26 protein-coding genes are annotated in these 25,337 nt (G+C 69.6%); 8 read left to right on the top strand and 18 right to left on the bottom strand.

Annotated elements, in window-relative coordinates:
* Positions 1-28: 28 nt before the first annotated feature.
* The 4 genes from SLW56_RS16230 to SLW56_RS16215 all read right to left on the bottom strand — a co-directional run bounded on the left by SLW56_RS16230 (position 29) and on the right by SLW56_RS16215 (position 3,648).
* The gene (locus tag SLW56_RS16230; RefSeq protein WP_279361733.1) at positions 29-631 is read right to left on the bottom strand and encodes a DUF4142 domain-containing protein; all 603 of its coding nucleotides are present in this window, start codon (positions 629-631) and stop codon (positions 29-31) included.
* Between the two features lie 214 nt (positions 632-845).
* A complete protein-coding gene (locus SLW56_RS16225; RefSeq protein ID WP_026143700.1) occupies positions 846-1,061 on the bottom strand; it encodes a hypothetical protein in 216 nt (71 codons plus the stop codon).
* A 3-nt stretch (positions 1,062-1,064) separates the two neighbouring features.
* On the bottom strand, positions 1,065-1,625 hold the full coding sequence (locus SLW56_RS16220) for a TlpA disulfide reductase family protein (RefSeq protein ID WP_267085050.1): 561 nt from the start codon (positions 1,623-1,625) through the stop codon (positions 1,065-1,067).
* A 1,270-nt stretch (positions 1,626-2,895) separates the two neighbouring features.
* Positions 2,896-3,648, bottom strand: coding sequence for an IclR family transcriptional regulator (locus SLW56_RS16215; protein ID WP_017910861.1), 753 nt, complete (start codon positions 3,646-3,648; stop codon positions 2,896-2,898).
* Positions 3,649-3,860: 212 nt separating this feature from the next.
* On the opposite strand from SLW56_RS16215, the gene fucP reads away from it, so the two are divergent.
* Positions 3,861-5,168, top strand: coding sequence for an L-fucose:H+ symporter permease (gene fucP / locus SLW56_RS16210; protein ID WP_320695152.1), 1,308 nt, complete (start codon positions 3,861-3,863; stop codon positions 5,166-5,168).
* A 3-nt stretch (positions 5,169-5,171) separates the two neighbouring features.
* Entirely contained in the window at positions 5,172-5,546 is a 375-nt protein-coding gene (locus SLW56_RS16205) for an L-rhamnose mutarotase (RefSeq protein ID WP_152238012.1), read from the top strand.
* A 371-nt stretch (positions 5,547-5,917) separates the two neighbouring features.
* Here the strand turns inward: SLW56_RS16205 and SLW56_RS16200 are convergent, their stop codons facing one another.
* From SLW56_RS16200 to SLW56_RS16170, 7 genes are all read right to left on the bottom strand, one after another.
* Positions 5,918-7,237 (bottom strand): L-fuconate dehydratase, encoded by a 1,320-nt coding sequence (locus tag SLW56_RS16200; RefSeq protein ID WP_267103255.1) that lies wholly within the window; start codon positions 7,235-7,237, stop codon positions 5,918-5,920.
* Positions 7,238-7,487: 250 nt separating this feature from the next.
* Positions 7,488-8,345 carry a fumarylacetoacetate hydrolase family protein gene (locus tag SLW56_RS16195; RefSeq protein ID WP_320695151.1) on the bottom strand — a complete coding sequence of 286 codons (858 nt, stop codon included), beginning with the start codon at positions 8,343-8,345 and terminating at the stop codon, positions 7,488-7,490.
* A gap of 33 nt (positions 8,346-8,378) precedes the next feature.
* Positions 8,379-9,125: an SDR family oxidoreductase gene (locus tag SLW56_RS16190; RefSeq protein ID WP_017911554.1), complete on the bottom strand. Its 747-nt coding sequence runs from the start codon at positions 9,123-9,125 to the stop codon at positions 8,379-8,381.
* 31 nt (positions 9,126-9,156) lie between these two features.
* A complete protein-coding gene (locus SLW56_RS16185; RefSeq protein WP_320695150.1) occupies positions 9,157-10,038 on the bottom strand; it encodes an amidohydrolase family protein in 882 nt (293 codons plus the stop codon).
* Positions 10,035-11,069 carry an aldo/keto reductase gene (locus tag SLW56_RS16180; RefSeq protein WP_152237015.1) on the bottom strand — a complete coding sequence of 345 codons (1,035 nt, stop codon included), beginning with the start codon at positions 11,067-11,069 and terminating at the stop codon, positions 10,035-10,037. Before SLW56_RS16180 ends, SLW56_RS16185 begins: the two co-directional genes overlap by 4 nt.
* 409 nt (positions 11,070-11,478) lie before the next feature.
* On the bottom strand, positions 11,479-11,934 hold the full coding sequence (locus SLW56_RS16175) for a hypothetical protein (protein ID WP_152237016.1): 456 nt from the start codon (positions 11,932-11,934) through the stop codon (positions 11,479-11,481).
* Positions 11,935-11,947: 13 nt separating this feature from the next.
* On the bottom strand, positions 11,948-12,622 hold the full coding sequence (locus tag SLW56_RS16170; RefSeq protein WP_152237017.1) for an HAD hydrolase-like protein: 675 nt from the start codon (positions 12,620-12,622) through the stop codon (positions 11,948-11,950).
* Positions 12,623-12,788: 166 nt separating this feature from the next.
* Here SLW56_RS16170 and SLW56_RS16165 point away from each other — a divergent pair, with 166 nt between their 5' ends.
* Positions 12,789-13,007 carry a hypothetical protein gene (locus tag SLW56_RS16165; RefSeq protein WP_026143701.1) on the top strand — a complete coding sequence of 73 codons (219 nt, stop codon included), beginning with the start codon at positions 12,789-12,791 and terminating at the stop codon, positions 13,005-13,007.
* 275 nt (positions 13,008-13,282) lie between these two features.
* On the opposite strand, the gene glpK is transcribed toward SLW56_RS16165, so the two are convergent.
* The 4 genes from glpK to SLW56_RS16145 all read right to left on the bottom strand — a co-directional run bounded on the left by glpK (position 13,283) and on the right by SLW56_RS16145 (position 18,531).
* Positions 13,283-14,782: a glycerol kinase GlpK gene (gene glpK / locus SLW56_RS16160; RefSeq protein ID WP_010342417.1), complete on the bottom strand. Its 1,500-nt coding sequence runs from the start codon at positions 14,780-14,782 to the stop codon at positions 13,283-13,285.
* A 103-nt stretch (positions 14,783-14,885) separates the two neighbouring features.
* Entirely contained in the window at positions 14,886-15,707 is an 822-nt protein-coding gene (locus SLW56_RS16155) for an MIP/aquaporin family protein (protein ID WP_267093439.1), read from the bottom strand.
* Between the two features lie 160 nt (positions 15,708-15,867).
* Entirely contained in the window at positions 15,868-17,382 is a 1,515-nt protein-coding gene (gene glpD / locus SLW56_RS16150; RefSeq protein WP_320695149.1) for a glycerol-3-phosphate dehydrogenase, read from the bottom strand.
* Between the two features lie 288 nt (positions 17,383-17,670).
* Positions 17,671-18,531, bottom strand: coding sequence for a DeoR family transcriptional regulator (locus tag SLW56_RS16145; protein ID WP_320695148.1), 861 nt, complete (start codon positions 18,529-18,531; stop codon positions 17,671-17,673).
* Positions 18,532-18,672: 141 nt separating this feature from the next.
* Between SLW56_RS16145 and SLW56_RS16140 the strand changes: the two genes are divergently transcribed.
* Both SLW56_RS16140 and SLW56_RS16135 read left to right on the top strand, forming a co-directional pair.
* Positions 18,673-19,146, top strand: a complete 474-nt coding sequence (locus SLW56_RS16140) for a DUF1456 family protein (RefSeq protein ID WP_017913175.1) — start codon at positions 18,673-18,675, stop codon at positions 19,144-19,146.
* A 156-nt stretch (positions 19,147-19,302) separates the two neighbouring features.
* Positions 19,303-20,121 (top strand): HDOD domain-containing protein, encoded by an 819-nt coding sequence (locus tag SLW56_RS16135; protein WP_017907477.1) that lies wholly within the window; start codon positions 19,303-19,305, stop codon positions 20,119-20,121.
* A gap of 87 nt (positions 20,122-20,208) precedes the next feature.
* Here SLW56_RS16135 and SLW56_RS16130 read toward each other — a convergent pair whose 3' ends face one another.
* Entirely contained in the window at positions 20,209-21,345 is a 1,137-nt protein-coding gene (locus SLW56_RS16130; RefSeq protein ID WP_320695147.1) for an exodeoxyribonuclease III, read from the bottom strand.
* A 73-nt stretch (positions 21,346-21,418) separates the two neighbouring features.
* On the opposite strand from SLW56_RS16130, the gene SLW56_RS16125 reads away from it, so the two are divergent.
* The 3 genes from SLW56_RS16125 (at position 21,419) to SLW56_RS16115 (ending at position 23,399) form a co-directional block, all read left to right on the top strand.
* Complete coding sequence (locus tag SLW56_RS16125) at positions 21,419-21,625, top strand: hypothetical protein (protein ID WP_209032251.1); 207 nt, start codon at positions 21,419-21,421, stop codon at positions 21,623-21,625.
* 98 nt (positions 21,626-21,723) lie between these two features.
* Entirely contained in the window at positions 21,724-22,269 is a 546-nt protein-coding gene (locus SLW56_RS16120) for a hypothetical protein (protein ID WP_267085008.1), read from the top strand.
* Between the two features lie 344 nt (positions 22,270-22,613).
* Positions 22,614-23,399, top strand: coding sequence for a lysophospholipid acyltransferase family protein (locus SLW56_RS16115; protein WP_295966335.1), 786 nt, complete (start codon positions 22,614-22,616; stop codon positions 23,397-23,399).
* 51 nt (positions 23,400-23,450) lie between these two features.
* Here the strand turns inward: SLW56_RS16115 and SLW56_RS16110 are convergent, their stop codons facing one another.
* Positions 23,451-24,287 (bottom strand): DUF6348 family protein, encoded by an 837-nt coding sequence (locus tag SLW56_RS16110; RefSeq protein WP_152237023.1) that lies wholly within the window; start codon positions 24,285-24,287, stop codon positions 23,451-23,453.
* 245 nt (positions 24,288-24,532) lie between these two features.
* Positions 24,533-25,267, bottom strand: a complete 735-nt coding sequence (locus tag SLW56_RS16105) for a hypothetical protein (RefSeq protein WP_320695146.1) — start codon at positions 25,265-25,267, stop codon at positions 24,533-24,535.
* Positions 25,268-25,337 lie beyond the last annotated feature (70 nt).

The raw sequence follows: 25,337 nt of genomic DNA, 5'->3' as shown, positions 1-25,337 counted from the left end.
TCGCCCCAACGGGAGAGGGGCCAGGTGCTCAGTAGCGCGCCGAGGCCAGCGCCTGCGCGCGCTCCAGTTGCTCGGCGATGCGCTTGCGCGCCTGCTGCAGTTCCTGGCGGGTGGCGTCTTCCTTGGCCGCCGGCACCAGCTCGGCATCGATCACCGACAGCGCGTCGGAGTACTGCCTCACCATCGCCGCCGCGTAGGCGTTCATGTAGGCGGAGTCGTCCTTCTCGTCGCCCAGCGCCTGCAGCTGCGCGCGGCCCTTGGCCACCTGCGCGTCGATCTTCTCCGCATCGCCGGGGCCACCCTTGCCGGCCGTGGCCGGGTCGGCGTCGTGGTGCACGGCGATGGTCTCGCGGGCGAAGTCGGCCACGGTCTTGCTGACGTTGCGCGACAGCGCCTGCTTCGACAGCGCCACCACGTTACCCTCCAGCACCTGCAGCATCGCCTTGGCCGAGGCGTCGCCGCCGATCGGTGCGCGCCCGCTTTCGCCACCCACCGGCGCGGCGGTAGGCTCCGGCGAGGTGGCCGGTGCGGTGCGCGAGGCCTGGTCGCCGGGCTTGCCGCAGCCGCTCAGCGCCACGGCAGTGAGCGCCGCGAACAGGGACAGGCGGACGGGATGAAGAGGTGAGGTCATGAAACGCTCCTGGTTGGTCTGCGCTCCACCATGCCCAGCCAGCGCGCAAACCTGCGTGAATCGGCGGTGGCTGGCCGTGACGCAAGGCGCGATCGCGCGCACCAGGCGTGCCCTGCAGAGTCGCAACGCGGCAGATGCTCACTGCGATCTGTGATCGCCGCCAGGCCGGCCCCGATGCCGGAGCCGGCCTGGCGGGGCCGGCTCCGGACACGGCTCAGCCGCAGCAGTAGCAGACCAGCGGCTTTCCGGGCCCGCCCGGCCCCAGCTCACCGCCGAACGGCGCGCACTCCTGCTGGCAGGCCCAGGCACTGCAGGCCGCCTCCTTCTCGATGCCGTCGCCGGCGGTCGCCTGCACCGCGCCGAAGCCCATGCTGGCCAGGAACACGGCCGCAAGCATCCCGTTGCGTAACGCTGTCCAACGCTGTTTCATGGCTTACTCCTCGATGGTTGCCAAGGCCGGCGGCGCATCCGTGCGGCGCACTGCGGCCATCAGGTCCTGCATCCGCTCCGTGGTATCGAAGACGCCGACGCGCGCATAGCGCACGCGTCCTTCGTGGTCCAGCGCCAGCAGCGTCGGCACGTTGCGCGCGCGAAACAGCATCAGCGTGCGGCGGTCGGTCAACGTGGTCACCGGAAACGTAAAGCCGTGCTCGGCGGCGTAGCGCTGCGCCTGCGCGGGGCTGCACTGGCACACCCCCAGCACCTGCACGTCGGGCTGCTGCGCGGCCAGACGCTGCGCGGCCTGCACCATCTGCGGCGCCGAGCGCTTGCAGTACGGGCAGGTGGTGGTGAAGAAGAACAAGACCTGCCGCTCGGCCGCCGGCTCACCCAGCGTCAGCGGCGCACCGTCCAACGTGGTAGCGGCGATGCGCGGCACGTACATGCCCAAATACGGCTCGGTGGTGCGGGTGACGAACCAGCGCCGTTCCTCGCGCAGACCGCGGTTCTGCCAGGCCAGCACCAGCACCAACGCGCAGGCCGCCAGCACCGCCAACCAATTCCAGGGAAACCGCCGTGCCATGCCGTGTGCCCATGTCGCCGTGTTCCCTGCAGGCTGCGCAGCGGTGGCGCACAGGTCAACGCTTTGCGCGCACGTACAGCGACTACGTGATCAGGCTGGGGATCGAGTCACGTGCACCATGGGCGCGCATTCCAGCAGTGTGGCGCATATGTGGGCATGCAGCGCAGGCGCGGGCATTTGCTGACCTTATCGCGTGCTCGGCGCATGCACGGTGCGAGAGCAGCGGCACGGGGGATGCATCGCATGGTCGACGCACGGGTAGCGTTACGTCGCTCGAGATTGCTCTCAAGCGCTGCGCTTCCGAAGACAGGCCAGGCAGTCGAACGTTTGAACTGAGCCGAGGCACCAAGCTGCACGGATTGAATGCGCTGTTAGGCCGCATGCTAAACAGCTAAAAGTGCCGGGTCATACCAGACGCCCACGTGCCCAGGAGCTAGAAGCACTCGCCAGCCCGGCCCCAGAGCCAGGTAAGGAACGATCGACGGGACGTGCGCTACGAGATGATGGACGTGAAGCGGCTGAAAGAAGTCAGGATGATCGGATAACTCTCCGCCCCAGACATACCAGCCGCACGTATCTTTTTGCGGGGATGCCGCAGAGCATTGAGTGGAACTTGCGGGAGAGTAGAAAGTGCGACGCCCACGCGCTCGTCCTCACCGGGAGGATCAAACAGCGAGTGGAATTTCTTGCAAATCTCTGCCTGTGACGGAATCTGACTCATGCAGCTTAAAGTTTTAGTTAAGCAGTGCGAGGTACGCGCATCCAATTTGAACGAATGGCTAGACATTGTGCGCCTGGTGCCAGCGCCTAGCTAATGCGAATGCTCGATGGCGAACACTTTGCGAGAAAGGTCCCTTGACCATGGCGTCAAGCACCTGAGCTATTTCACTATCGATTGGCGCCCCCTCTTCAAGCCAGCCAATAGCGAGCCCGGCCCAGTAATCAGAAGGCCAGATTGCACTCAAGCCAGCAAGAACGACATCTCGCGGTGGTGCGAGAGTCGCGTCATATGCAGCAAACGAAGCTTCAAGGTATAAAACGAGCTTCCGTTGATCCATATTGATGTCTAACGCTTGCATTAAGCGGATCGCGCCAGCGAGTTTGCTTGGATGAAGTGTTAGGCGCCAGTGCTGACGGCGCCGGTGCTGACCAAGGATACCGTGGTGCCCAAAGGAATACCCTCCGCCCGCTTCATACACTCCTTCCCAGTATCCCAGCTCCGGACTCGCCAGGATCACGGCACCTACGCCAACGCCGCACTGATCTGCGCCGCCGCATCGCACACCGCGCGCATCGCCGCCTGCGCGTCGATCGGTTGCGGGCGACGTTCGATGAAGGGCACGGTCAGGGTGTAGCGGGCGACGCCGTGCTGCAGGATCGGCGCGGTGAGGTCGATTACCCCGACCACCGCCTCGCTGGGATGGATGCTGTAGCCCAGCGCGTGCACCTCCTGCGCCGCGGCCAGGAACGCGGCGCGATCGTAGGCCACCTCGCTGGCATCCAGACGCTGCAGCAACTGCGCCTGCGCATCGGCCGGCTGGAACGCGAACAGCACCAGGCCGGAGGTGGAATGCGCGAACGGGCGGCGGTGGCCGGGGCGCACCACCAGGCCGAGGTCGCTGGGCACGTCCATCTGCGCGATGACCACGATCTGGTCGTCCGAGGGCGCCACCAGGTGGCAGGGCTGGCGGATCGCGTCGGCCAGCGCGCGCATCACCGGCAGCGCCACCTCGGTGACGTTCTGCACCCGCGGCTGCTGCATGCCGAGCATGAACAGGCGGTTGGTCAGCGTGTAGCCGCCCTCGCCCGCGGTGCGGGTCAGGTAGCCGCGCTCTTCCAGCACCTGCAGCATGCGGAAGATCTCGCCGCGCGAGCGGCCGATGCCTTGCGAGATCTCGCCCATGCTCATCGGCCGCCCGTCGCGCGCCAGCAGTTCCAGGATGTCCAGCCCCTTGTCCAGGGCGGGCGCGCGGTACTTGGGCAAGGGGGTGGTCATTCCGTCGAGGGCCCGGCAGCAGGTGAAGAGGACTAGGGTACAGGGAGGCCGCGCCCGCTCGCACCGCCTGGGACCCCGCAGCCCACGCGTCGATGCTGCGCTGCAATCCACATATGAACTCAAATTTTATATTTGCATGGCACTCGCCGGCGCAGTACGCTCCGCCGACAATCCGAACGCGACGCGGCACACCTTGGGAGGGGTAGGCGGCAATGCACTACAGCAGCGAATCCGCCACACCGGCGTCCGCCAGTCTCACCCGGACCGCGCTTGCGCCGCTGGTCCTGATCGTCAGCCTGTTCTTCCTCTGGGGCATGGCGAACAACCTCAACGACATCCTGATCAAGCAGTTCAAGAAGGCCTTCGAGCTGAGCGACCTGCAGGCCGGGCTGGTGCAGAGCGCGTTCTACCTGGGCTACTTCGTGTTCGCGATCCCGGCGGCGATGTTCATGCGGCGCTACAGCTACAAGGCCGCGGTGGTGCTGGGCCTGCTGCTGTACGCGGTCGGCGCGTTCCTGTTCTACCCCGCCGCGCAGGTGCACACCTACTGGCTGTTCCTGCTGGCGCTGTTCGTCATCGCCAGCGGCCTGGCCTTTCTGGAAACCACCGCCAACCCGCTGGTCACCGTGCTCGGCCCGGCCGAGGGCGCGGCGCGACGGCTGAATCTGGCGCAGGCGTTCAATCCGCTGGGCTCGATCACCGGCATCCTGGTCGGCCAGCACTTCATCCTCTCCGGCGTGGAGCACACGCCGCAGGAGCTGGCGGCGATGGCGCCGGCCGCGCGCGAGGCCTTCTTCGCCACCGAGTCGCTGGCGGTGCAGACGCCGTACCTGATCATCGGTGCGGTGGTGCTGCTGTGGGCGCTGCTGATCGGTCTGACCCGCTTCCCCGCCACCCGCGCCGGTGGCGATGGCGCGCGCGCCGGCGGCTTCGGCCAGTTGCGGCGCAATGGCCGTTTCGTGTTCGCGGTGATCGCGCAGTTCTTCTACGTCGGCACGCAGGTGGGCATCTGGAGCTACCTGATCCGCTACCTGCAGGACGGCGTGCCCGGCACCCCGGAGAAGACCGCCGCCGATTTCCTCACCCTGTCGCTGGTGCTGTTCATGGCCGGCCGCTTCATCGGCACCGCGCTGCTGCGCTTCCTGGCGCCGGCACGGCTGCTGGGCGTGTTCGCCCTGCTCAACCTGCTGCTGTGCGCGGTGGCGGTGGCGCTGCCGGGCTGGATCGGCCTGTATGCGCTGGTCGCCAGCAGCCTGTTCATGTCGGTGATGTTCCCGACCATCTTCGCCCTGGGCCTGGACGGACTGGACGACGACGCGCGCAAGCTGGGCGCCTCGCTGATCGTCATGGCGATCATCGGCGGCGCCGCGTTGACAGCGGTGATGGGCGCGGTGTCCGACCACGCCGGCATCCACTGGGCGCTGGCGGTGCCTGCGATCGGCTTCGCGGTGATCCTCGGTTTCGCGCTGCATGCGGCGCGAAACCGCGTGGCGCCCCTTCCCTCTGCCCGCGGAGCCTGAACCATGCCGCGCCATTGCTACCTGCTGGACCTGCACGACGACCCGGCGCTGATCGCCGAATACGAACGCTGGCACCGTCCCGACACCGTGTGGCCGGAGATCGTCGCCTCGCTGCGCGCCGCCGGCATCCGTGAGCTGGACATCCACCGCTGCGGCGACCGCCTGGTGATGCTGATGGAGGTGGACGAGGACTATTCGCCCGCCGCCAAGGCCGCTGCCGACGCCGCCGATCCGCGCGTGCAGGCGTGGGAGGAGTTGATGTGGCGCTTCCAGAAACCCCTACCCGGTTCGGCGCCCGGCGAGAAATGGCGCGAAGCGCTGCAGATCTTTTCGTTGCAGGCGGCGCTGGCCGCGCAGGAGCGCAACGGCGCAGGCTGAGGTATTGCGTGGGCGTACGCGTGTGTTGGAAGGCCGGTGCCGAGCGCGCGCGAGACCGGTTGGTTTACCGCTTCGCTCGTCGCGGCTGAAGCCGCTTCTACGGTTGCAGAGAATGCGGCAGGTGCGGTTGCAGAGGTCGCGGCAGGCGCGGCGGATGCTGTGCGACGTTGTGGGAGGGACTTCAGTCCCGACTGCTGCCGAAGCTGGTGCGTGCACAGGTTCGTGCGTCGCGACTGAAGTCGCTCCCACAGCGAGCGATCCAGCACCGCTGCCGCCGCCGTCGCAGGAGCGGCTTCAGCCGCGACAGATGCACTGGCAACCACCGCAACCGGCGCGCTTCCTTCGGCGGAAGCGCACCAAGGTCGCTGGCGTCAGCCGCCCTGCGCGGCCAGATCCGCGCTCCAGAACGGGCCGTCCGGATACAGGAACTGGGTGACCGAGGCGGCATGCATCTCGGCCGAGAAGCCCGGCGTGGTCGGCGCCAGATAGCGGCCGTGGACGATCCGCACCGGATCGACGAAGTGCTGGTGCAGGTGGTCGACGAACTCGATCGCGCGGTCTTCCATCTTGCCGGTGATGGCGACGAAATCGGCCATCGCCAGGTGTTGCACCAGTTCGCACAGGCCCACGCCGCCGGCATGCGGAAACACGCGCACGCCGAACTTGGCCGCCAGCAGCAGGATCGCCAGGTTCTCGTTGACGCCGCCCACGCGCGCAGCGTCGATCTGGATCAGGTCCACCGCGCCGGCCTGCAGCAACTGCTTGAACACCACCCGGTTCTGGGTGTGCTCGCCGGTGGACACCGGCACCGGGGCGATGCCGCGGCGGATCGCGGCGTGGCCGAGCACGTCGTCGGGGCTGGTCGGCTCCTCGATCCAGGCGATGTCGAATTCGGCGAGCTGGCGCATCCAGGCGATCGCCGGGCCGACATCCCAACGCTGGTTGGCGTCCACCGCCATGGCGATGTCCGGGCCGATCGCGGCGCGCGCCAGGCGGCAGCGGCGGATGTCGTCCTCCACGTTGGCGCCGACCTTGAGCTTGATGGTGCGGAAGCCATCGGCCACCGCTTCCTTGGCCAGGCGCACCAGCTTCTCGTCGGAATAGCCGAGCCAGCCCGGCGAGGTGGTGTAGGCCGGATAGCCCTGTTCGAGCAGGGTCTGGATACGCTCGTCGCGCAGCGGTTGGGCATCGCGCAACATGGTCAGCGCCTCGTCCGGGGTCAGCGCGTCGCTGAGGTAGCGGAAGTCGATCGCGGCCACCAGTTGCTCCGGCGACAGCTCGGCGATGAAGCGCCACAGCGGCTTGCCGGCGCGGCGCGCGGCCATGTCCCAGGCGGCGTTGACCACGGCGCCGATGGCCATGTGCATCACGCCCTTCTCCGGGCCCAGCCAGCGCAGCTGCGAGTCGTCGGTGAGGCTGCGCGCAAACCCGCCCAGGTCGCCGATCACCGTCTCCACGTCGCGGCCGACCACGTGATGCGCCAGCGCCGCCACCGCCGCGCTCTGCACGTCGTTGCCGCGGCCGATGGTGAAGGCCAGGCCGTAGCCGGCGAGGCCGTCGTCGGCATCGGTGCGCAGGCGCAGATAGGCGGCCGAATAATCCGGATCCGGATTCATCGCATCGGAACCGTCCAGTTCGCGCGAGGTGGGGAAACGGACGTCGAAGGTCTCGAGCGCGACGATTTTGCTCATGGGGATCCTGGTGGGTGAGGCGGAAAGAGAAACAGTCGAAAACAACGATGGAGCAGCCCCTTTCCCCCGGGAGAGGGGTTGGGGTGAGGGTGCGGTGGTGCAGTGATGTCACCGACCCTGCAAAACAAGAACGAAGTCAGAGCACGTTGCGGTGTTCCTCACGCGCGAGCGAAAGCCGCACCGGGATGCAATGCGAGATGGCTTCGCCCCGGACCCTCACCCCAACCCCTCTCCCGAGGGGAGAGGGGCTTTACGCCGCGTCGCGCGGATGCGCGACCACGGCCTGGCGTTGCTCGCCCAGGCCTTCGATGCCCAGCCGCATCACGTCGCCCGGCTTCAGGTACACCTGCGGCTTCTGCCCCAGGCCCACGCCCGGCGGCGTGCCGGTGCTGATCACGTCGCCCGGCAACAGCGTCATGTAGCGGCTGATGTGGCTGACCAGCTCGGCCACGCCGAACACCATCGTGCGGGTGCTGCCGTTCTGGTAGCGGCGGCCGTTGACCTCCAGCCACATCGACAGGTTCTGCGGGTCCGGCACCTCGTCGGCGGTGACCAGCCACGGGCCGATCGGGCCGAAGCCGTCGCAGCTCTTGCCCTTCACCCATTGCCCGCCGTGCTCGAGCTGGAACGCGCGCTCAGACAGGTCGTTGATCACCGCATAGCCGGCGACATGCGCCAGCGCCTCGTCCACCGACACATCGCGCGCGGTATCGCCGATCACCACGCCCAGCTCCACTTCCCAGTCGGTCTTGAGCGAACCGCGCGGAATGGTCACGGTGTCGTTGGGGCCGCTGATCGCACTGGTGGCCTTCATGAACAGCACCGGCATCTCCGGCACCGCCATGCCCGACTCGGCGGCATGGTCGGCGTAGTTCAGCCCGACGCAGATGAACTTGCCGACGCGGCCCACGGCGGCGCCGTAGCGCACTTCGCCGTCCACCTGCGGCAGCGTGGTCGGATCGAGCGCGCGCAGCCTGGCCAGGCCGGCGGCGGTGAGATGCTCGCCGGCGACGTCGTCGATCACCGCCGAAAGGTCGCGCAGGTGGCCGTCGGCATCGAGCAGGGCCGGGCGTTCGTGGCCGGGTTCGCCGTAACGCAGCAGTTTCATGGGAAGTCCTCTGTCAGGAAGGGGAAGGCGCGGTCAGTTCGACCAGCCGCCATCGATGATGTGGGTCTGGCCGGTGGTGAACGAGGAGTCGTCCGAAGCCAGGTACACCACCAGTTGCGCGATCTCGCGCGGGTCGCCCAGGCGGCCCATCGGCTGGCGGTCGGTGAAGCTCTTCCACACCGCCTGCTCGTCGCCGCCCAGCGCCTTGACCCGCTCGCCCAGCGACGGCGTCTTGATCGTGCCGGGGCAGATCGCGTTGCAGCGGATGCCCTTGGCCACGTAGTCGGCGGCGATGGCCTTACTCAGGCCGATCACCGCCGCCTTGGTCACGCCGTAGGCGAAGCGATTGGGCACGCCCTTGATGCTGGACGCCACCGAGGACATGTTGACGATGCTGCCGCGGCCCTGCGCGAGCATGCCCGGCAGCACCGCCTGGCACAGGTAGTACATCGCGTCGACGTTGATCGCGAACGAACGCTTCCAGGCCGGCGCGTCGCAATCGAGGATGCTGCCCTGGTGCACGTAGCCGGCACAGTTGAACAGCACGTCGAAGGTCGGCTGCGCCGCCACCAGCGCCTGGATCGCGGCGGGATCGGTGACGTCCAGCGTCTGCGTGACGATGCCGTCGGCCTCGGCGGCCAGCGCCTGCAGCGCGGCGGCATCGATATCGGTGGCCAGCACCTGCGCCCCTTCGCGCGCGCAGGCCAGCGCGCTCTCGCGGCCGATGCCGGCGCCGGCGGCGGTGATCAGGCAGCGCTTGCCTTGCAGACGGCCGCTCATGCGCGGCTCCCGAAAATGCACGCGAAGGTGGTCATGGGGCGGGACTCCAGGTGGGGGAGGAAGCAATCGGATCGGACAGGCGATAGACGCGCCGTGCAGTGCCGGCGAACACGGCCTCGGCGTCATCGACGGCATGCTGCGCGACCCAGGCCTGCGCCAGCGCCATCCACGCGGCGTAGTCGGCACGCTGGGTCAGCACCGGCCAGTCGCTGCCCCACAGCAGCCGCTGCGCGCCGAAGCAGACGAACAGGTGCGCCACGTAGGGCGCCAGCAGCGGAGCGTCGAGGGCGGCATCGGCCGGCAGTTCGGTGAGCAGGCCGGACAGCTTGCACACCACGTTGGGGTGCTGCGCCAGGTGCGCCACGCCGTCGGCCCAGGCCTGGAAATCTGCCCCGCCGATGGACGGCTTGGCGGCGTGGTCCAGCACCACGCGCAAGTGAGGGTGGCGCTGCAGCCGTGCCAGCAGCGCCGGCAGGTGCGGCGGACGCACCAGTGCGTCGAACGCCAGGTCGTGCTGCAGCAGCGCGTCGAACGCCGCATCCAGCTGCGGCCGCGCCAACCACTGCGGATCGGCCAGGTCCTGCACCATCGGCCGCAGCCCCTTGAGGAGGCCGGCGCCGTCGGCGCACAGCGCGGCGATGCGCGCGGCGACGTCGGCCGCCTCGAACTCCACCCAGCCGACCACGCCGACGATGCGCGGCTCGGCCCGCGCCAGTTGCAGCAGGTAGCGCGTTTCCGCCTCGCTCTGCGCCGCCTGCACCGCCACCAGCGCGGTCACGCCCTGCGCGTCGAGCGTCGCGGCCAGGTCCTCGGGCAGATAATCGCGGTACAGCACGCCCAGGTCCGGGGTCAGCCAGGCATAGTCGCCACGCGCCAGGCGCCAGAAATGCACATGGGCGTCGATGATGGTCACGGCGTCGGCACCGGCGCGCGCAGCAGGTCGTCGTCGCGCAGTTGTTGCCACAGCGCCGCGGGAATCGCCGCGCGCAGGCGCGTGGCGGCGCTGGCCACTTCGGCCGGCGTGCGCATGCCGGCGACCACCGCGCTCACCGCAGGATGCGCAAGCGGGAACTGCAGCGCCGCCGCGCCTACGTCCACGCCGTGTGCCGCACAGGCCGCGAACAGGCGCTGCGCGTGCTGCAGCGTGGCTGCATCCACCGGTGCGTAGTTGTAGGTCTCGCCCGGCCCGCGCGCGTCGCTCAGCAGGCCCGAGCTGTACGGCCCGGCGACCAGGATGCCGATCTGCCGCTGCAGCGCCTGCGCCATGATCCGCTGCGCGGCGTGCTGTTCGAGCAGGGTGTAGCGGCCGGCCAGCATCACGCAGTCGAGCGGGAACAGCGGCATCAGTTCCACCGCCACGTCTTCCTCGTTGACGCCGATGCCGATCGCCCGGCACGCGCCCTGCGCCTTCAGCGCGGCCATCGTCGGCAGCGCTTCGTCCAGCGCCTGTCGCAGCATCGCCGGATGGCGCTCGCCGTGGGTCAGGCGGCCGATGTCGTGCAGCAGCAGCACGTCGATGTGATCGGTGCCGAGCCGTTGCAGGCTGCTCTCGAAGGCACGCAGCACGCCGTCGCGGCTGTAGTCGAACTCGGCGCGGCGCCCGGCCACGGCGAAGCCATCGCGCCCGGGCGCGGCCGCGGCATCGTCGTAGACGCAGCGGCCGACCTTGGTCGAGAGCGTGTAGCTGGCGCGCGGCAGCCCGCGCAGGCCCTGCCCCAGGCGTTGCTCGCTCAGCCCGTAGCCGTAGTACGGCGCGGTGTCGAAATGGCGGATGCCGGCGGCATAGGCGTCGGCCACCGCGGCCAGCGCCACCGCGTCGTCCACCTCGGCGTACAGATTGCCGATCGGCGCGGCGCCGAAGCCCAGGGTGGACAGCTGCACGCCACTGCGGCCCAGCGCGCGCGGCGCCAGGGCGGCGTCGGCGGCGACAGCGCTCAGCGCCATGCGCGCACATCCGGAACGACGGCCACAGCGGATCGCCCACGGACGCGCGAGGGACGGAAGTGGCTGGGGTCACGCATGGCACGCCTCTGCCCGGGGTCGGGCGCGATGAAGGAAGGCCGCAGCATGCACGCCCGGGATGGCGATGGCACGGCGACTGTTCGCATATGAATATAGCAATCACAAGTGAACAATCAACCTGCAGCGCAGCAATTCCGCTCGGCGTTCGGCCGCGCCAGCCGGCGTATGGCGGGGCCGACGTCCGCCCGATGGCACTCGGCGCCCCTGGATTCCGCGGCGTCGGTGGCGGCGCATGCCACTGGCACGCCGAGGACAGTGGGATGGCGCGAGGACGTAATCCACAGGTCCCTTCGCCCCGTGCGCCTCCGACGGTCTGCTTGCGCCGATAGGCTCAGCGCGCAGCCGGCCGCGTGCCGAAGGCCAGGCGGGTCGCCTTGCGGTCGAACTGCAGCGCCACGCGAATGCGCCCCTCGGTCATCGGCCGCACGATCCAATGCACCTGCGCCTTGCCGAAGCCGGACGTCACCACCGGAATGGCCAGGAACCCGCTCGGTCCCGGCCCGACGCAGTACCAGAACGCATCGGCGGTCTGCAGCGCGGCATCCGGCGCGATCGAATACACGTGGCCGTCGCTGCTCTCGATGGTCTGCCTGGATCGCTTGACCACGGTCAGGTCGCTGCCGCGCAGCGGGCCATGCGCGCCAGGAAACGCCTGCGCGCGGAACGAAGCCTCCAGCAGGTCGGTCACCTGGCGGCGCCCCATGCGATACACCGCTCCGATCAGCGTTGCGGCGCTGCCGAAAAAGACGATCGCGATCGCCGCACCGATCGCGTAGGACAGCCACATCAGCCGTCTCCGCTCATGGCCGCGCCTGCACCGCAGGCGGCTGTGCGCAGGCATCCGGGCCAAGCACCAGCGCCGACAGCGCGGCCGGCCGCTGCAGCAACGGCAACGGGGTATGCGGCTGCAACGCGGCCGGCAAGGTGTAGCCCCAGGCCACGCCGGCAAACGCGATGCCGGCCTGGCGCGCGGCCTCGGCATCGCGGATCTCGTCGCCCACGCACAGCGCCCGCGCGGCGGGAACGCCGCAGGCACGCAGGCTGGCGCGCAGCTTGCGGCGCTTGCCCAGCACCGCCGCGCCGCAGCGCACGTCGCGGAACTGCGCGAGCAGCGCGGGGCCGAGCACCCGCGCGACGTTGGCGCGGCTATTGGACGTAACCAGGGCCAGGTGCACGCCGGCCTGCGCCAACTGCGCGAGCAACTCGGCGACGCCGTCGAACAGCGCGATGCGCTCGATCTGCGCGCTCATCAGCGTGCGCATGCGTTGCGCCACCGCCGGCACCCGCCACCAGCGCAGGCCGCTGCGCGCCATCAGCTCGCGCGCGCTCAGGCTGCGGATTTCGTCCAGTCGCTCCACGTCGAAGCGGCGGAAGCCGAATTCGTCGGCGACGCCGTTGATGGTCGCCAGGAACCAGGGAAACGAGTCGGCCAGGGTGCCGTCGAAATCGAAGATGACCAGATCGTAGTGGCGCATGCGGCGCCAGCATGCCGGAGCGCTGGAGTCGGCGCCAGCGGCGAGCGTGCCAATCGCGATGGCAAGGCGCACGCATCGGCCCGTCTTTCATCCGTCCTTGGCATGCGCTTCACCCGCACGCGCTGCCATGGCGCGCACGCTGGAGCGCCATCGCACGGAGAGGCTCATGCACATGCAATCCCCCAATCCTGGCCAGGACCCGCAGCAGCCACCGAACGAGGTGCCGGGCCAGGTGCCGAATCCGGGCGTGGATCCGACCCCGGACCGCCCGATCGATCCGATCCCCGACCAGCCGACCGATCCGACCATCCCGCCGATCCAGGACCCGGTCGGCGACGTCGACTCCCCGGTGCCGGGTCCGCGTGGGCCGACGCAGTACGTCTGAATCCTTCGCCGTTGCCGGGAGTGCGCGCAGGCTCGGCCGCAGCGGCGTTTGAACGACGGTGAGCGGCCTTTCGCGAGAGCGCCCGGCGCGGCGGAAGCCGCTCGCACAGGGAAGGGGCAGGACACCTTGTGGGGGGGGACTTCAGTCCCGACGACGGAAGGTGTCCGTCGGCTTTCGGTTTCGCTTGTCGCGGCGGCAGTCGCAGCGACGAACAACGCCTCGGCCCACAGATGCAAAGGAGCGGACGCAGCCCCCGACTGCCCTGCGCGACCGCCTCAGCGAATCCGGAACCCCATCGTCGCCTCCACCGCCTGCTGCCAGCCGGCATACAGCGCTTCGCGACGCTCGGCCGGCATGTCCGGCTCGAAACGGCGGTCCACCGCCCATTGCTGGGCGATCTCCGCACGGTCCTTCCAGAAGCCGGTGGCCAGGCCGGCCAGGTAGGCCGCACCGAGCGCAGTGGTCTCGGCCACCTCCGGGCGCAGCACCGGCACGTCCAGGATGTCGCTCTGGAACTGCGCCATGAAGTCGTTGGCGATGGCGCCGCCGTCGGCGCGCAGTTCCTTCAACTCGATGCCCGAGTCGACCTGCATCGCGGTCAGCACGTCGCGCGTCTGGTAGGCCATCGACTCGATCGCGGCGCGGATGAAGTGCTCCTTGGTGGTGCCGCGGGTCAGGCCGAACACCGCGCCGCGGATGTCGCTGCGCCAGTACGGCGCGCCCAGGCCGACGAAGGCCGGCACGAAGTACACGCCGTCGTTGTCGCCGGCACGCTCGGCGTAGGCCTGCGAGTCGCTGGCCTTGCCGAGCATGCGCAGGCCGTCGCGCAGCCACTGCACCACCGAACCGGCGACGAAGATCGCGCCTTCCAGCGCGTACTCGACCTTGCCGTCCACGCCCCAGGCGATGGTGGTGAGCAGGCCGTTCTTCGACGCCACCGCCTTCTCGCCGGTGTTCATCAGCATGAAACAACCGGTGCCGTAGGTGTTCTTGGCCATGCCCGGTTCGAAGCAGGCCTGGCCGAACAGCGCCGCCTGCTGGTCGCCGGCGATGCCGGCGATGGGCACCGCATGGCCGTAGAAATACTGGCCCTGGGTGTTGCCGTAGATCTCGCTGGACGAGCGCACCTCCGGCAGCATCGAGGCGGGGATGTCGAGCAGTTGCAGCAGTTCCTCGTCCCAGCGCAGCTCGTGGATGTTGTACAGCAGCGTGCGCGAGGCGTTGGTGTAGTCGGTGACGTGGACCTTGCCGCCGGTGAGGTTCCAGATCAGCCAGCTGTCGATGGTGCCGAAAGCCAGTTCGCCGCGCTGCGCGCGTTCGCGCGCGCCGTCGACGTGGTCGAGGATCCACTTGACCTTGGTGCCGGAGAAGTACGCATCGATCAGCAGGCCGGTCTTGGCCCGCACCATGTCCTCGTGGCCGTCGGCCTTGAGCTGGTCGCAGATGTCCTTGGTCTGCCGCGACTGCCAGACGATGGCGTTATAGATCGGCTGGCCGGTGGCACGATCCCACACCACCGCGGTCTCGCGCTGGTTGGTGATGCCGATGCCGGCGATGGCGCTGGCGTCCACCTGGTGGTTGTTGAGCAGCTCGGTGATCGTGGTGTAGACGCTGGTCATGATCTCGCGCGGGTTGTGCTCGACCCAGCCCGGCTGCGGGAAGATCTGCGAGAACTCGCGCTGGGCCATGCCGACGATGCGACCCTGGCGGTCGAACAGGATCGCGCGCGAACTGGTGGTGCCCTGGTCGATGGCCAGGATGAACTGCTTTTCCATCGGAGACTCCTGCGGGATGCACGCCGCGCGCACGGGCGCGACGCCAACGGGGAATTAGGGAGGCGCGCACGCCGCGCGCGGAAACGAACGCGCTGCCGGTGCGCTAGCCGCGGCGCGCAGTGGCCTGTTCTTCTTCCAGCGCTTTCACCCGCGCTGGCAGGAACGGATAGATCAGCCACTGGTAGGCGGCACCGCCGATCACGCCGCCGATCAGCGGGCCGACGATCGGGATCCACCAGTAGTTGTCGGCCGACGGCAGCGCCGAGGAGCCCCAGCCGGCGACATAGGCGAACAGGCGCGGGCCGAAGTCGCGCGCCGGATTGATCGCCCAGGCTTCCAGATAGCCCATCGAGGCGCCGATGGTGGCCACCAGCAGGCCGATGATCAGCGCACCGGAATTGGCGGTGGGCGCGGCCTCGTTGTAGCGCTCGGTGATGGCGAAGATGCCGAAGATCAGGAACGCGGTCAGGATCACCTGGTCGCGCAGCGCGTGCATCGGCGTGATCGCCAGGCCCGGCGCGGTGAAGAACACCCCGGCCGCACCGCCGCCGGCGCGGGTGAGATGCTGGGCCTGGTTGTAGTGGTCGATCACCGGCGCGAACAGCAGGTAGACGATCCACGCGCCGAGAAACGCGCCGATCACCTGCGCCACCCAGTACGGCAGCACCTTGGGCCAGGGAAAACCGCGATACAGCGCCAGCGCCAGGGTCACCGCCGGATTGGCGTGGGTGCCGGACACCGAGCCGGTGACATAGATGGCGATGGTCACCGCCAGGCCCCAGGCGATGCACACGCCCCAGTAGGCGTGCTGGTAGGGGCTGGGATCGTAGAGCACGTACATGCACGCCACCGAGCAGCCGAAGGCGATGATGATCAGCATCGCGATCGCCTCGGAAATCAGTTCGCCCACCAGTTGCCGGCTCATGCCCCTGCCTCCCGGCCTGCCGTCGTTGCCGCTGTCGATCCACCCATGCCTGCCACCCTCCACGGTTGCGTCCAGGTTCGTGCGCCGCGGCGGGTGCCGGGCGCAGCGCGATTGTGCACGCGCCGCCGCGGCCCGAACCGGGCCGGCGGCAGCGTTTCGATCAAGCCGGTGCCGCGGCCAGCGTGGCCGGCGCCTGTTGCAGGTAGGCGACCAGGCGCTGGCGGCCGGCGGCATCCACCCGCAGGCCGAGCTTGCTGCGCCGCCACAGCAGGTCCTCGGCCTCCACCACCCATTCGTGCTGGCGCAGGTAGTCGACCTCGGCCTGGTACAGGTCGGCGCCGAAGTGCTGGCCCAGGTCCTGCAGCGCGGCAGCATCGCCCAGCAACGTGTCCGCGCGGGTGCCGTAGTTGCGCGCCAGCCGCTGCGCGGTGGCCTCGGGCAGCCACGGCCGTGCCGCGCGCAGCTCGCGCGCCAGCGTGGCGATGTCGTTGCGCTCGCCGCCGGGCAGCGGCGCACCGTGCGCGGTCCAGGCCGGCGCCTTGCGCCCGGCATGCGCGGTCAGCCGGTCCACCGCCTCCTCGGCGAGCTTGCGGTAAGTGGTGAGCTTGCCGCCGAACACGTTGAGCAGGGCCGCGCCGTCGCGCGCGTCCAGTTCCAGCAGGTAGTCGCGGGTGACCTCGGCGGCGTTGTCCTCCTCGTCGTCGAGCAGCGGGCGCACGCCGCTGTAGCTCCACACCACGTCGTCCGGGGCGATCTGCTTGCGGAAGTAGCGGTTGGCCGCTTCGCACAGATAGCGCGTCTCCTCGCCGTCGATGCGCGGTGCGGCCGGGTCGGCGTGGTAGTCGACGTCGGTGGTGCCGATCAGGGTGTAGTCCTGCTCGTAGGGAATGGCGAAGACGATGCGCCGGTCCGGCTGCTGGAAGATGTAGGCATGGTCGTGTTCGAACAGCCGCGGCACCACGATGTGGCTGCCCTTGACCAGGCGCAGCGCGTGGTCGTGGCCGACGTGCGCCACCTCGTCCAGGAACTGCACCGCCCACGGCCCGGCGGCATTGACCAGCGAGCGCGCGCGCAGTTCCTCGCGGCGGCCGTCGGCATGCTGCAGTTGCACTTGCCACACACCATCGACGCGGCGCGCACCGACGCAGCGGGTGCGGGTGAGGATGCGCGCGCCGCGCTGCGCGGCGTCCATCGCATTGAGCACCACCAGCCGCGCGTCCTGCACCCAGGCGTCGGAATAGACGAAACCGGTGCGGAACTCCTCGCGCAGCGGCGCGCCCACCGGGTGCGTGCGCAGCGCCAGGCGTCGCGACCCCGGCAGGGTGCGGCGGCCGCGGCCCAGGTGGTCGTACAGGAACAGGCCGGTTCGGATCATCCATGCCGGGCGCAGGTGCGGCTGGTGCGGCAGCAGGAAACGCAGCGGCCAGATGATGTGCGGGGCCAGCCGCAACAGCACCTCGCGCTCGGCCAGGGCCTTGCCGACCAGGGCGAACTCGTACTGCTCAAGGTAGCGCAGGCCACCGTGGATCAGCTTGGTGCTGGCGCTGGAGGTATGCGCGGCCAGGTCGTCGCGCTCGCACAGGCACACCGATAGGCCGCGGCCCACCGCGTCGCGGGCGATGCCCACGCCGTTGATGCCGCCACCGACCACCAGCACATCGTAGGTCTCACGCATAGCCGACTCCGGAAGTGTCGTGTCCGGCCCGGCAACAGTGGCCGAGCGCAGAACTGAGGACGAAAAGATCGTAAACGAACATTTCCGAACATATCACGCTGCACTGCAGCGTGGCGTCGACGGCATCCTGCAAACCGGCCGTAACCGGCCAGCGGCTTAGCTCAAAGACAGCCGGGCGGGCGTGCGGGGCCGCTGCGGCGCGACGATCTCGCCACATCACGCAACATTAACGAAACAATCCGAACACACGCCCTGTGTGCCACCCCGGCGGCGGCGGGCCGGCCTCGTTCAGTCCGCGGCCGCGTCCAGCGCCGGCGCGCCCTGGTCGGCCGCATCGCCCTCGGCGACGAACACGCGGGTGCCGGCCGCCTCCAGCACCGCGGCCAGCTCGGCCGGCGGCGCGCGATCAGTGAACCAGGCGTGCACCCGCCCGATCGGTCCCAGCCGGACCATGGCGTTGCGACCGAGCTTGCTGTGGTCGGCGGCCAGGAACACCTGCCGCGAGTGCTCGATGATCGCCTGCGCCACCCGCACCTCGTGGAAATCGAAATCCAGCAGGGTGCCGTCCGGATCGATGCCGGAGATGCCGATCACGCCGAAATCCACCTTGAACTGGCGGATCAGCTCGATGGTGGCCTCGCCGGTGACGCCCTGGTCGCGGCCGCGCACGCGCCCGCCGGCCACCATCACCTCGAAGCTGGGATTGGCGCTCATCATCACCGCGACGTTGAGGTTGTTGGTGATCACGCGCAGGCCGCTGTGGCCCATCAGCGCGCGCGCCACGTCCTCGTTGGTGGTGCCGATGTTGATGAACAGCGAGGCGTCGTCGGGTATGTGCTGCGCCAGCAGCGTGGCGATGCGCCGCTTCTCCTGCGCCTGCAGCGACTTGCGCGCCGTGTAGGCCAGGTTCTCCACGCTGGACGGCAGGCTCACCCCACCGTGGTAGCGGCGCAGCACGCCGGCCTCGCACAGCAGGGTCAGGTCGCGACGGATGGTCTGCGGCGTCACCTCGAAGCGCGCCGCCAGCCCTTCCACCTCGGCATAGCCCTGCTGGCGCACCAGCGCCACCAGTTGCTCCTGGCGCGGATTCAGCGCGGACACCGCGCTCGGCTTGGGAATCGAATAGTCCATGCGCCGATGATGGCGCATGCGCCCGCGGATGCAACCGCGCCGCGTGCACACCCTCGGTGAACCGCAGCCATGGCCCGGGCCTGCGCGGTCTACGCGCCGATGCGGGCCAGCGCCTAGACTAGCGCCCCTCGCCGGGCCTCCCGCACTCCCACACCCGCCATGCTCAACAACGACATCCTGCGCTCCATCCGCTACATGCTCGACCTGAGCGACCAGAAGATCGTCGATCTGGCGCACCTCGCCGATCCCGCATTCCCGATCGACAAGGCGCAGATCCCGGCGTGGCTGAAGAAGGAGGACGAAGACGGCTTCGTCGAATGCAGCGACGCGGTGCTGGCGCATGTGCTGGACGGGCTGGTGTTCCACTACCGCGGCCGCGACGAGAGCCTGCCGCCGCGCCCGGTGGAAGCGCGCATCACCAACAACGTGGTGCTGAAGAAGCTGCGCGTGGCGTTCCAGCTCAAGGACGTGGACATGCACCAGATCTTCGACGCCGCCGGTTTCCCGGTGTCCAAGCCGGAACTGTCGGCGCTGTTCCGGCAGCCGGAGCACAAGAATTTCCGCCTGTGCGGCGACCAGTTGCTACGCAACTTCCTCAAGGGCCTGACCCTGCGCGTGCGCGGCGCCGGCTGAGCCGCGTCCTTGGCTGCACCAGGGCGCGGCCGTCGCCGCGGGACCGGTCTTCCACACGCCGGCCATCGCGAATCGGTAGGATGCGCGCATTCCGCCACCGTGGCGGCGCGGCCGGCTTCCGGTCCTGCCGCCTCCCGTTTCGTTCCGAGGGTCCCCATGAAGCTAGAGGCGCTGTTCGACCAGTTGCACACCCTGCCGACCATTCCCCAGGTGGCGCAGGACCTGATCCTGCAGTTCGATGCGCCGGGCACCAGCCTGGACGCGGTGGCGCGCAACATCGAGCGGGACCCGGTGATCGCGGCCAAGGTGCTGCGGCTGGCCAATTCGGCGCGCTTCCGCGGCGCGCGCGACTCCACCACGGTGGAAGACGCGGCGCTGCGCCTGGGCTTCAACACCTTGCGCACCCTGGTGCTGGCCTCCTCGGTGACCGGCGCGTTCCATGCCCCGGCGCATTTCGACCTGCGCGCGTTCTGGCTGCACAGCTTCGAAGTGGCCGGCGTGTGCCGGCTGCTGGCGCGGCAGAAGGGCCTGGACGCGGAGACCGCGTTCACCTGCGGCATGATGCACAACATCGGCGAACTGCTGATCCAGACCGGCGCGCCCGACTACGCCGCGCAACTGCACCCGGACGCCTCGTCCAGCGGCCGCGCCGCCGACGAGACCGTGCAACTGGGCTTCGGCTACCCGGAAGTGGGCGCCGAGCTGGCGCGGCGCTGGCACCTGCCGCAGGTGATCCAGACCGCCATCGCCTTCCAGGCGCGGCCGCTGCAGGCACCGGAAGGCGAGCCGATGCCGAAGGTCGTCGCCCAGGCGGCGCTGGTCGCCGACGCGCTGGAGCGCCACGGCGGCGCCAACGACCAGGCGCGGCAGGCGGTGACCGGCCCGCTGCTGGACGACGTGGATCTGGACGCGCTGTTCGCCGCGCTGCCGGACGTGATCGAGGCCGATCGCGCGTTTACCGAGATGTTGAAGTAAGGGAACACGTGCCGCCGCGTCGGTCACACCGCGCGGCGGCATAGCGGGAACTGCGTCTTTCCGATTCTGCCGTACCCTCATCCGGCGCTACGCGCCACCTTCTCCCGGTGGGAGAAGGGGTGGTTTCCGGCGTTTGCCATCGCGCGAGGGCGTCGGCGGCACCGTGGTGGCAGCGCGCGGCGTGCGCGCTTTCGGCGTCTTGGCGGTTGCCGTTTTTGTTGCGCCTTTCTTTTTTGTTGCCGGCGCTGGCGTCGTCGACTTCGCCTTGGTCCTGGCCGTCGTCTTGTCCTTGGTTCGCGCTGCCGCCTTCTCCGCCAACGACGTCGCGCCAGATGCGGAGGTGCGTGTGGTCTTCGTCGCCTTGGCGCCCTTCGTGTTTCCTTCAGCGCCCGCGTCACCGCGCTTCGGCTTCGCCCGCGACGCAGCTGCACCGCGGGCCGGCGCCGCGCCCAGCACGACCCAGGTCGGCGCATGGTCGCTGGCATTCGGCAGGTCGCGCACCCAGCGGTCCACGCCGGCGTCGCGCAGGCGCGCGGCCAGCGGTGGATTCAGCAGCAGGTGGTCGATGCGCAGCCCGGCATCGCGCTGCCAGTGCTGGCGGAAATAATCCCAGAACGTGTACACGCGGCGCTCGCCGTGCACCTGGCGCAGGCTGTCGGTCCAGCCCTGCGCCAGCAGTTCTGCATAGGCCTGGCGGCTTTCCGGTTGCAGCAGCGCATCGCGCCGCCATGAGGCCGGGTTGTAGATGTCCGCATCGGTGGGCACCACGTTGAAGTCGCCGATCAAGGCGACCGGATGCGGCAGCGCCACCAGGTGCTGCGCATGCCGCTGCAGCCGCGCGAACCAGTCCAGCTTGTAGTCGAACTTCGGACCCGGGCGCGGATTGCCGTTGGGCAGGTACAGACAGCCGACCAGCACGCCGTGCGCCATCGCCTCGATGTAGCGGCTCTGGGTGTCGCGCGGATCGCCGGGCAGGCCGCGCCGGCTCTCGACCGGATCGCAACCCCTGGCCAGCAGCGCCACGCCGTTCCAGCTCGACTGCCCCATCCACACCGCGCCGTAGCCGGCGGCATGCAGCTCGGCCAGCGGAAAGCCGGCATCCACGCTCTTGAGCTCCTGCAGCCCGACGATGTCCGGCGCCTCGCGCTGCAACCATTGCAGCAGCTGCGGCAAGCGGCTGCGGATGCCGTTGACGTTGTAGGTGGCGATCTTGAGCGTCTTCATCCGGCACGCCTGCAGAACCTGCCATCACCTTGGCCCCGCTACCCTCGCCGCATCGTGAAAACGGAGCCGCCGCATGACCCCGCTCGACAGACCCTTGCGCCGCGCACTGGAGATCGACGGCGTGCACTACACCCTGACCGTGGACCCGGATGGCCTGAAGCTCACCGAGAAGGGCCGGCGCAAGGGCCTGGACTTGCGCTGGAGCGCGCTGGTCAGCGGCGACGCGGCATTGGCGACCGCGCTGCAGGCCTCATTGGCCGATCGCCCGGGCAAACGCTGAGCGCGAGCGCGGCCGGCGACATGCCCGGGCCACGCAGGCAGGCACGGCCACCGATGGTGCTATCGTCGCGCCATCGGCAACCAGCAGGGAGCGGGCGGATGCGCAAGCGCAGCGATGAGGCGTTCGAAAACGGGCAGACGCGCCCCCGGCACGCCCGATGGGGCATGGGCGCGCTGCTGCTCGCCCTGCTGCCGCTGGCGGCTTACGCCGCGCCGGACGTGCCGGACAGCCTGCGCGTGTCCAGTACCAACACCTACGCCGCGGGCACGCCCGAATGGCGCCAGGTGCGCGATTGGCTGGCGCAGCATCGGCCATCGGACGCCGGCCCGGCGCGGGCCCAGAACCTGGAGCGACTCGGCCCGCTGATGCTGACCTACGCACGTGCGCTGCACGGCGTGCCGACCCAGGCGCCGGTAGCGCTGCCGCTGCCCGACCAAGGCGCGCCCGGCGACAGCATCGCCATCGCCAGCTGCATCGACGGCCTGCGCCAATCGTGGATCTACGGCGTTGAGGAAGCATCCATGCATGACTGGACGCTGACGTCGTTCGCCATCTCACAGCGTGCGGACTGCACACAGGCGACAGCGCGCGCTGAGCCGGCGACCCCAGCAGACTCTGCAGGCGCGGCATCGGCGCACCGCTAGTCACTTGCCGTGGCTCGGTGAGCGCGGTTGACTCGCAGGAGCGGCTCCAGCCGCGACGAACGAAGCAGGCCAGCCATCCGTCCCTGGAAGCAGTCGGGACTGAAGTCCCTCCCACAGTGCCCCCAGCCAGCACATCGCCGGTTCCTGTGGGAGCGGCTTCAGCCGCGACGCGCGGAGCAAACAGCACGCCGGACCGCCAGCAGGTCACCCGTGGATGCTGAAGTACACACGCCTCGGCTACCATCGCCGCGGGCGCGCCGCCGCGCGTGCCGACCGTGCCCTCACCTGCGATCCCGATGCCTTCCGCTTCGCCTCGACATGCTGCAGACGCCCCGACTGGCCGCGTGCGCGCCATCGTCCGACTCGCCGTCTGCATCGCGGCCAGCGTGCTGCTGATCCCCCCGCAGTGGCTGCTGATGCGCTTCACCCGCGGCCGCGCCGCGTTCGTGCTGCCGCGGCTGTGGTTCGGCTGCCTGCGGCGCGCGTTGGGCATTCGCGTCGAGGTGGTGGGCACGCCGCGCGACGCGGGCGGGACGCTGTTCGTCGGCAACCACATCTCCCACTTCGACATCGTGGTGCTGGGCAGCCTGCTGCGCGCGCGCTTCATCGCCAAGAACGATATGGAACGCTGGCCGGGCATGCGCCACATCGGCGCGCTGGCGCAGACCGTGTTCATCAGCCGGCGCCGCCAGGATGCGGCCGCGGTGGCCGCCGCCGTGGCGGCGCAACTGCGCCCGGATCACGACGTGGTGCTGTTCGCCGAGGGCACCACCTCCTCCGGCGAGCGCGTCGCGCCGTTCAAGTCCAGCCTGTTCTCGCTGTTCCTCAGTGCCGACCCGGGCGCGCGGCAGTGGACGCTGCAGCCGTTCACGCTGGAGGTGCGCAGCGTCGACGGGCACCCCATCGCGCAAGGCGGCGATCGCGATGCCTACGCTTTCTACGGCGAGATGCAGGCCGGTGCGCACGTCGCACACTTCCTGCGCCTGTCCGGCGCGGTGGTCAGGGTGACCTTCCACGCACCGCTCGCGGTGGCGCCGGGCAGCGACCGCAAGGCGCTGGCCGCGCAGTTGCACGGCATCGTGGCGTCGGCGCTGCCCAGCGCGCCGACGGATGCCGCTGCGGCGGCCTAAACCGCCGCTGCCCAACACTGCGCACGCGCTCGGGCAGCGCACGATGACGCGTCAGTGCGAGGTGTCCGGCGCTACCGGCTCCGGCAGGCGCACCACCGCGTACTGCTTGCGGAATTCCATGGCGCCCAGTGCCGGCCAGGTCTCGGCATAACGGCGCAGGCAGGCCACGCCGTCGGGAAAGTCCTCGCCGTTGACCCGGCAGTCGGCCGCGACCTCGCCGTCGGCGTCGCGCGAGGCGAACAGACGGATCCCGAGCATGCGCTGATCCCGCTGCAGCAACGGCATCAAGGCGTCCAGGCTGTTGGTGAACAGGCAGCACGGGCAGAACGCGTGCTCCGTGTCGTCGCCCGCCGCGGCCCGCGCGGCGTCGCCATTCATGTGCGCCACCGGCCCCAGCACCACCGTGCGCCGCAGCGCCGACTCGGCCGTGGCCGAGGCGGGGAACTCCATCTGCAGCGTCATGCAGCGCGCATCGGCCGGCGCGGCCACCGCCTCCGACAGCGCCACCAGATCGGTGCGCGCCCAGGTCGTGAAGCCCGAAGCCAGGCTCGCGTCGGTGTCCTCGCCGATGGAATGCTGGAACTCGACGATCCCGTCGGGGAACAGGCTGCGGTGATGCACGCGAATGCAGCTGGCTGTGCGCACGCCCTTGCGCAACTCGGCCAGATCCACCAGTTCGGTGAGCAGTTGCAGGCCGTTGCCGAGCGCGACCACCTCGTCGTGCAGGGTCGCCGCATGCCCCTCGCGCTGCAGCACCTGCAGCAAGAGCTGCTGCAGTGCATGGCGCGGCTGCGCCTCGGGCGCGGGCTCCGGCGCTGCAGCCTCGTGGGTGGTATCGGCCCCGCGTGGCGAGGTGCGGGACAACAGGCGTCGCAGTCGATCGATCATCCTTGCTCCAGGGCGTCCAACGCGCCATTGATCGCCGGAAGTATGCGCAGTCGCCCGCGGCCACGGCAACCGGCGACGCCACGCCGCCCCGGCGACCAGCGGGCCATGGAACGGCGCCAGGGGCCTTGGCGTCTCTCGCGTCGCACGCCAACCGCAGCACATCCACGGCCACCGCGCCGCGTCTCGCAGCGGCGGACGGCCCCCGGTGCAGCGGCCATCGGCGCGCCGCACCGACACAGCGTCTGTCAGCGCCTGGCCGCCTCGCACAGCTTGCGGTTGAACCAAGTGGACTTGGCGATCGGCAGGTAGGCGTCCCAGTCGCTGGGCGGCAGCATGGTGCTCTGCTTTTCCAGTTCCGCCTGGAACGAGGCCTCGTCGTGGCTGCGGCCGGCCAGGGTGCCGTCCAGCGTCGCCAGGCATTCCTGCGGCCGGCCCAGGCGCAGCAACGTGATGGCGCGGTCATTGGCGAAGCGGTCGCGATCGAGCCAGTTGAGGAAGCCGCCACACTCGCCTGCGAACGCATGCATGCCGGCCAGCGCCTTGTCGTAGCGCTTGCCGCGATAGTCCTGCAGATACGCCTCGCGCCGCCGGCTGCTGGCCGCGGCGGTACAGCCGGCCGGCAACTGCAGGTAGTCTCCCTCGAAGCTGGCGCGCATGCCGCAATAGTCGCGGCAGCTTTCCTCGGTCAGCGCGGCCACGTTGAACCCACCCGGCACCGGCTTGAAGGCGAGCTTGCACGGCACGTCGCCAGCGTCGTTCACCTCCGCCTTGTCGCCCTGCAGCGTGCCCGACAGCGAGCAGGTGTGGCCGTTGGCGCCGACCGACAACAGGTCGAACTGGCGCGCGCCGCCCTTGTCGGTGACCCGCATGCTGCCCCAGCCTTCCTTGGTGCTGTATTCGCCGGGTGCGGGGCCGGCCGCCGCCGCGGCGAACGCCACCAGCCCCACCAGCATCGCGCTCCATCCGTATCGCCGTGCCATCGCCTGTTCCTGCCTTCGATCAGAGCCGGCAAGTGTGCGGCATCGCCGCGGCGGCGGACCAGTGCCGATG

Origin of the sequence: Xanthomonas sp. LF07-6, assembly GCF_034105445.1 — a bacterium.
Taxonomy (GTDB): Bacteria; Pseudomonadota; Gammaproteobacteria; order Xanthomonadales; family Xanthomonadaceae; genus Xanthomonas_A; species Xanthomonas_A sontii.
This window is presented reverse-complemented; position numbering and strand designations above follow the sequence as displayed.

Excerpts from the sequence above, each read along its gene's own strand:
- SLW56_RS16230 (WP_279361733.1), bottom strand. The coding sequence starts at position 631 with ATGACCTCACCTCTTCATCCCGTCCGCCTGTCCCTGTTCGCGGCGCTC.
- SLW56_RS16225 (WP_026143700.1), bottom strand. The coding sequence starts at position 1,061 with ATGAAACAGCGTTGGACAGCGTTACGCAACGGGATGCTTGCGGCCGTG.
- SLW56_RS16215 (WP_017910861.1), bottom strand. The coding sequence starts at position 3,648 with ATGACCACCCCCTTGCCCAAGTACCGCGCGCCCGCCCTGGACAAGGGG.
- fucP (WP_320695152.1), top strand. The coding sequence starts at position 3,861 with ATGCACTACAGCAGCGAATCCGCCACACCGGCGTCCGCCAGTCTCACC.
- SLW56_RS16205 (WP_152238012.1), top strand. The coding sequence starts at position 5,172 with ATGCCGCGCCATTGCTACCTGCTGGACCTGCACGACGACCCGGCGCTG.
- SLW56_RS16200 (WP_267103255.1), bottom strand. The coding sequence starts at position 7,237 with ATGAGCAAAATCGTCGCGCTCGAGACCTTCGACGTCCGTTTCCCCACC.
- SLW56_RS16195 (WP_320695151.1), bottom strand. The coding sequence starts at position 8,345 with ATGAAACTGCTGCGTTACGGCGAACCCGGCCACGAACGCCCGGCCCTG.
- SLW56_RS16190 (WP_017911554.1), bottom strand. The coding sequence starts at position 9,125 with ATGAGCGGCCGTCTGCAAGGCAAGCGCTGCCTGATCACCGCCGCCGGC.
- SLW56_RS16180 (WP_152237015.1), bottom strand. The coding sequence starts at position 11,069 with ATGGCGCTGAGCGCTGTCGCCGCCGACGCCGCCCTGGCGCCGCGCGCG.
- SLW56_RS16175 (WP_152237016.1), bottom strand. The coding sequence starts at position 11,934 with ATGTGGCTGTCCTACGCGATCGGTGCGGCGATCGCGATCGTCTTTTTC.
- SLW56_RS16170 (WP_152237017.1), bottom strand. The coding sequence starts at position 12,622 with ATGCGCCACTACGATCTGGTCATCTTCGATTTCGACGGCACCCTGGCC.
- SLW56_RS16165 (WP_026143701.1), top strand. The coding sequence starts at position 12,789 with ATGCACATGCAATCCCCCAATCCTGGCCAGGACCCGCAGCAGCCACCG.
- glpK (WP_010342417.1), bottom strand. The coding sequence starts at position 14,782 with ATGGAAAAGCAGTTCATCCTGGCCATCGACCAGGGCACCACCAGTTCG.
- SLW56_RS16155 (WP_267093439.1), bottom strand. The coding sequence starts at position 15,707 with ATGAGCCGGCAACTGGTGGGCGAACTGATTTCCGAGGCGATCGCGATG.
- glpD (WP_320695149.1), bottom strand. The coding sequence starts at position 17,382 with ATGCGTGAGACCTACGATGTGCTGGTGGTCGGTGGCGGCATCAACGGC.
- SLW56_RS16145 (WP_320695148.1), bottom strand. The coding sequence starts at position 18,531 with ATGCGCCATCATCGGCGCATGGACTATTCGATTCCCAAGCCGAGCGCG.
- SLW56_RS16140 (WP_017913175.1), top strand. The coding sequence starts at position 18,673 with ATGCTCAACAACGACATCCTGCGCTCCATCCGCTACATGCTCGACCTG.
- SLW56_RS16135 (WP_017907477.1), top strand. The coding sequence starts at position 19,303 with ATGAAGCTAGAGGCGCTGTTCGACCAGTTGCACACCCTGCCGACCATT.
- SLW56_RS16130 (WP_320695147.1), bottom strand. The coding sequence starts at position 21,345 with ATGAAGACGCTCAAGATCGCCACCTACAACGTCAACGGCATCCGCAGC.
- SLW56_RS16125 (WP_209032251.1), top strand. The coding sequence starts at position 21,419 with ATGACCCCGCTCGACAGACCCTTGCGCCGCGCACTGGAGATCGACGGC.
- SLW56_RS16120 (WP_267085008.1), top strand. The coding sequence starts at position 21,724 with ATGCGCAAGCGCAGCGATGAGGCGTTCGAAAACGGGCAGACGCGCCCC.
- SLW56_RS16110 (WP_152237023.1), bottom strand. The coding sequence starts at position 24,287 with ATGATCGATCGACTGCGACGCCTGTTGTCCCGCACCTCGCCACGCGGG.
- SLW56_RS16105 (WP_320695146.1), bottom strand. The coding sequence starts at position 25,267 with ATGGCACGGCGATACGGATGGAGCGCGATGCTGGTGGGGCTGGTGGCG.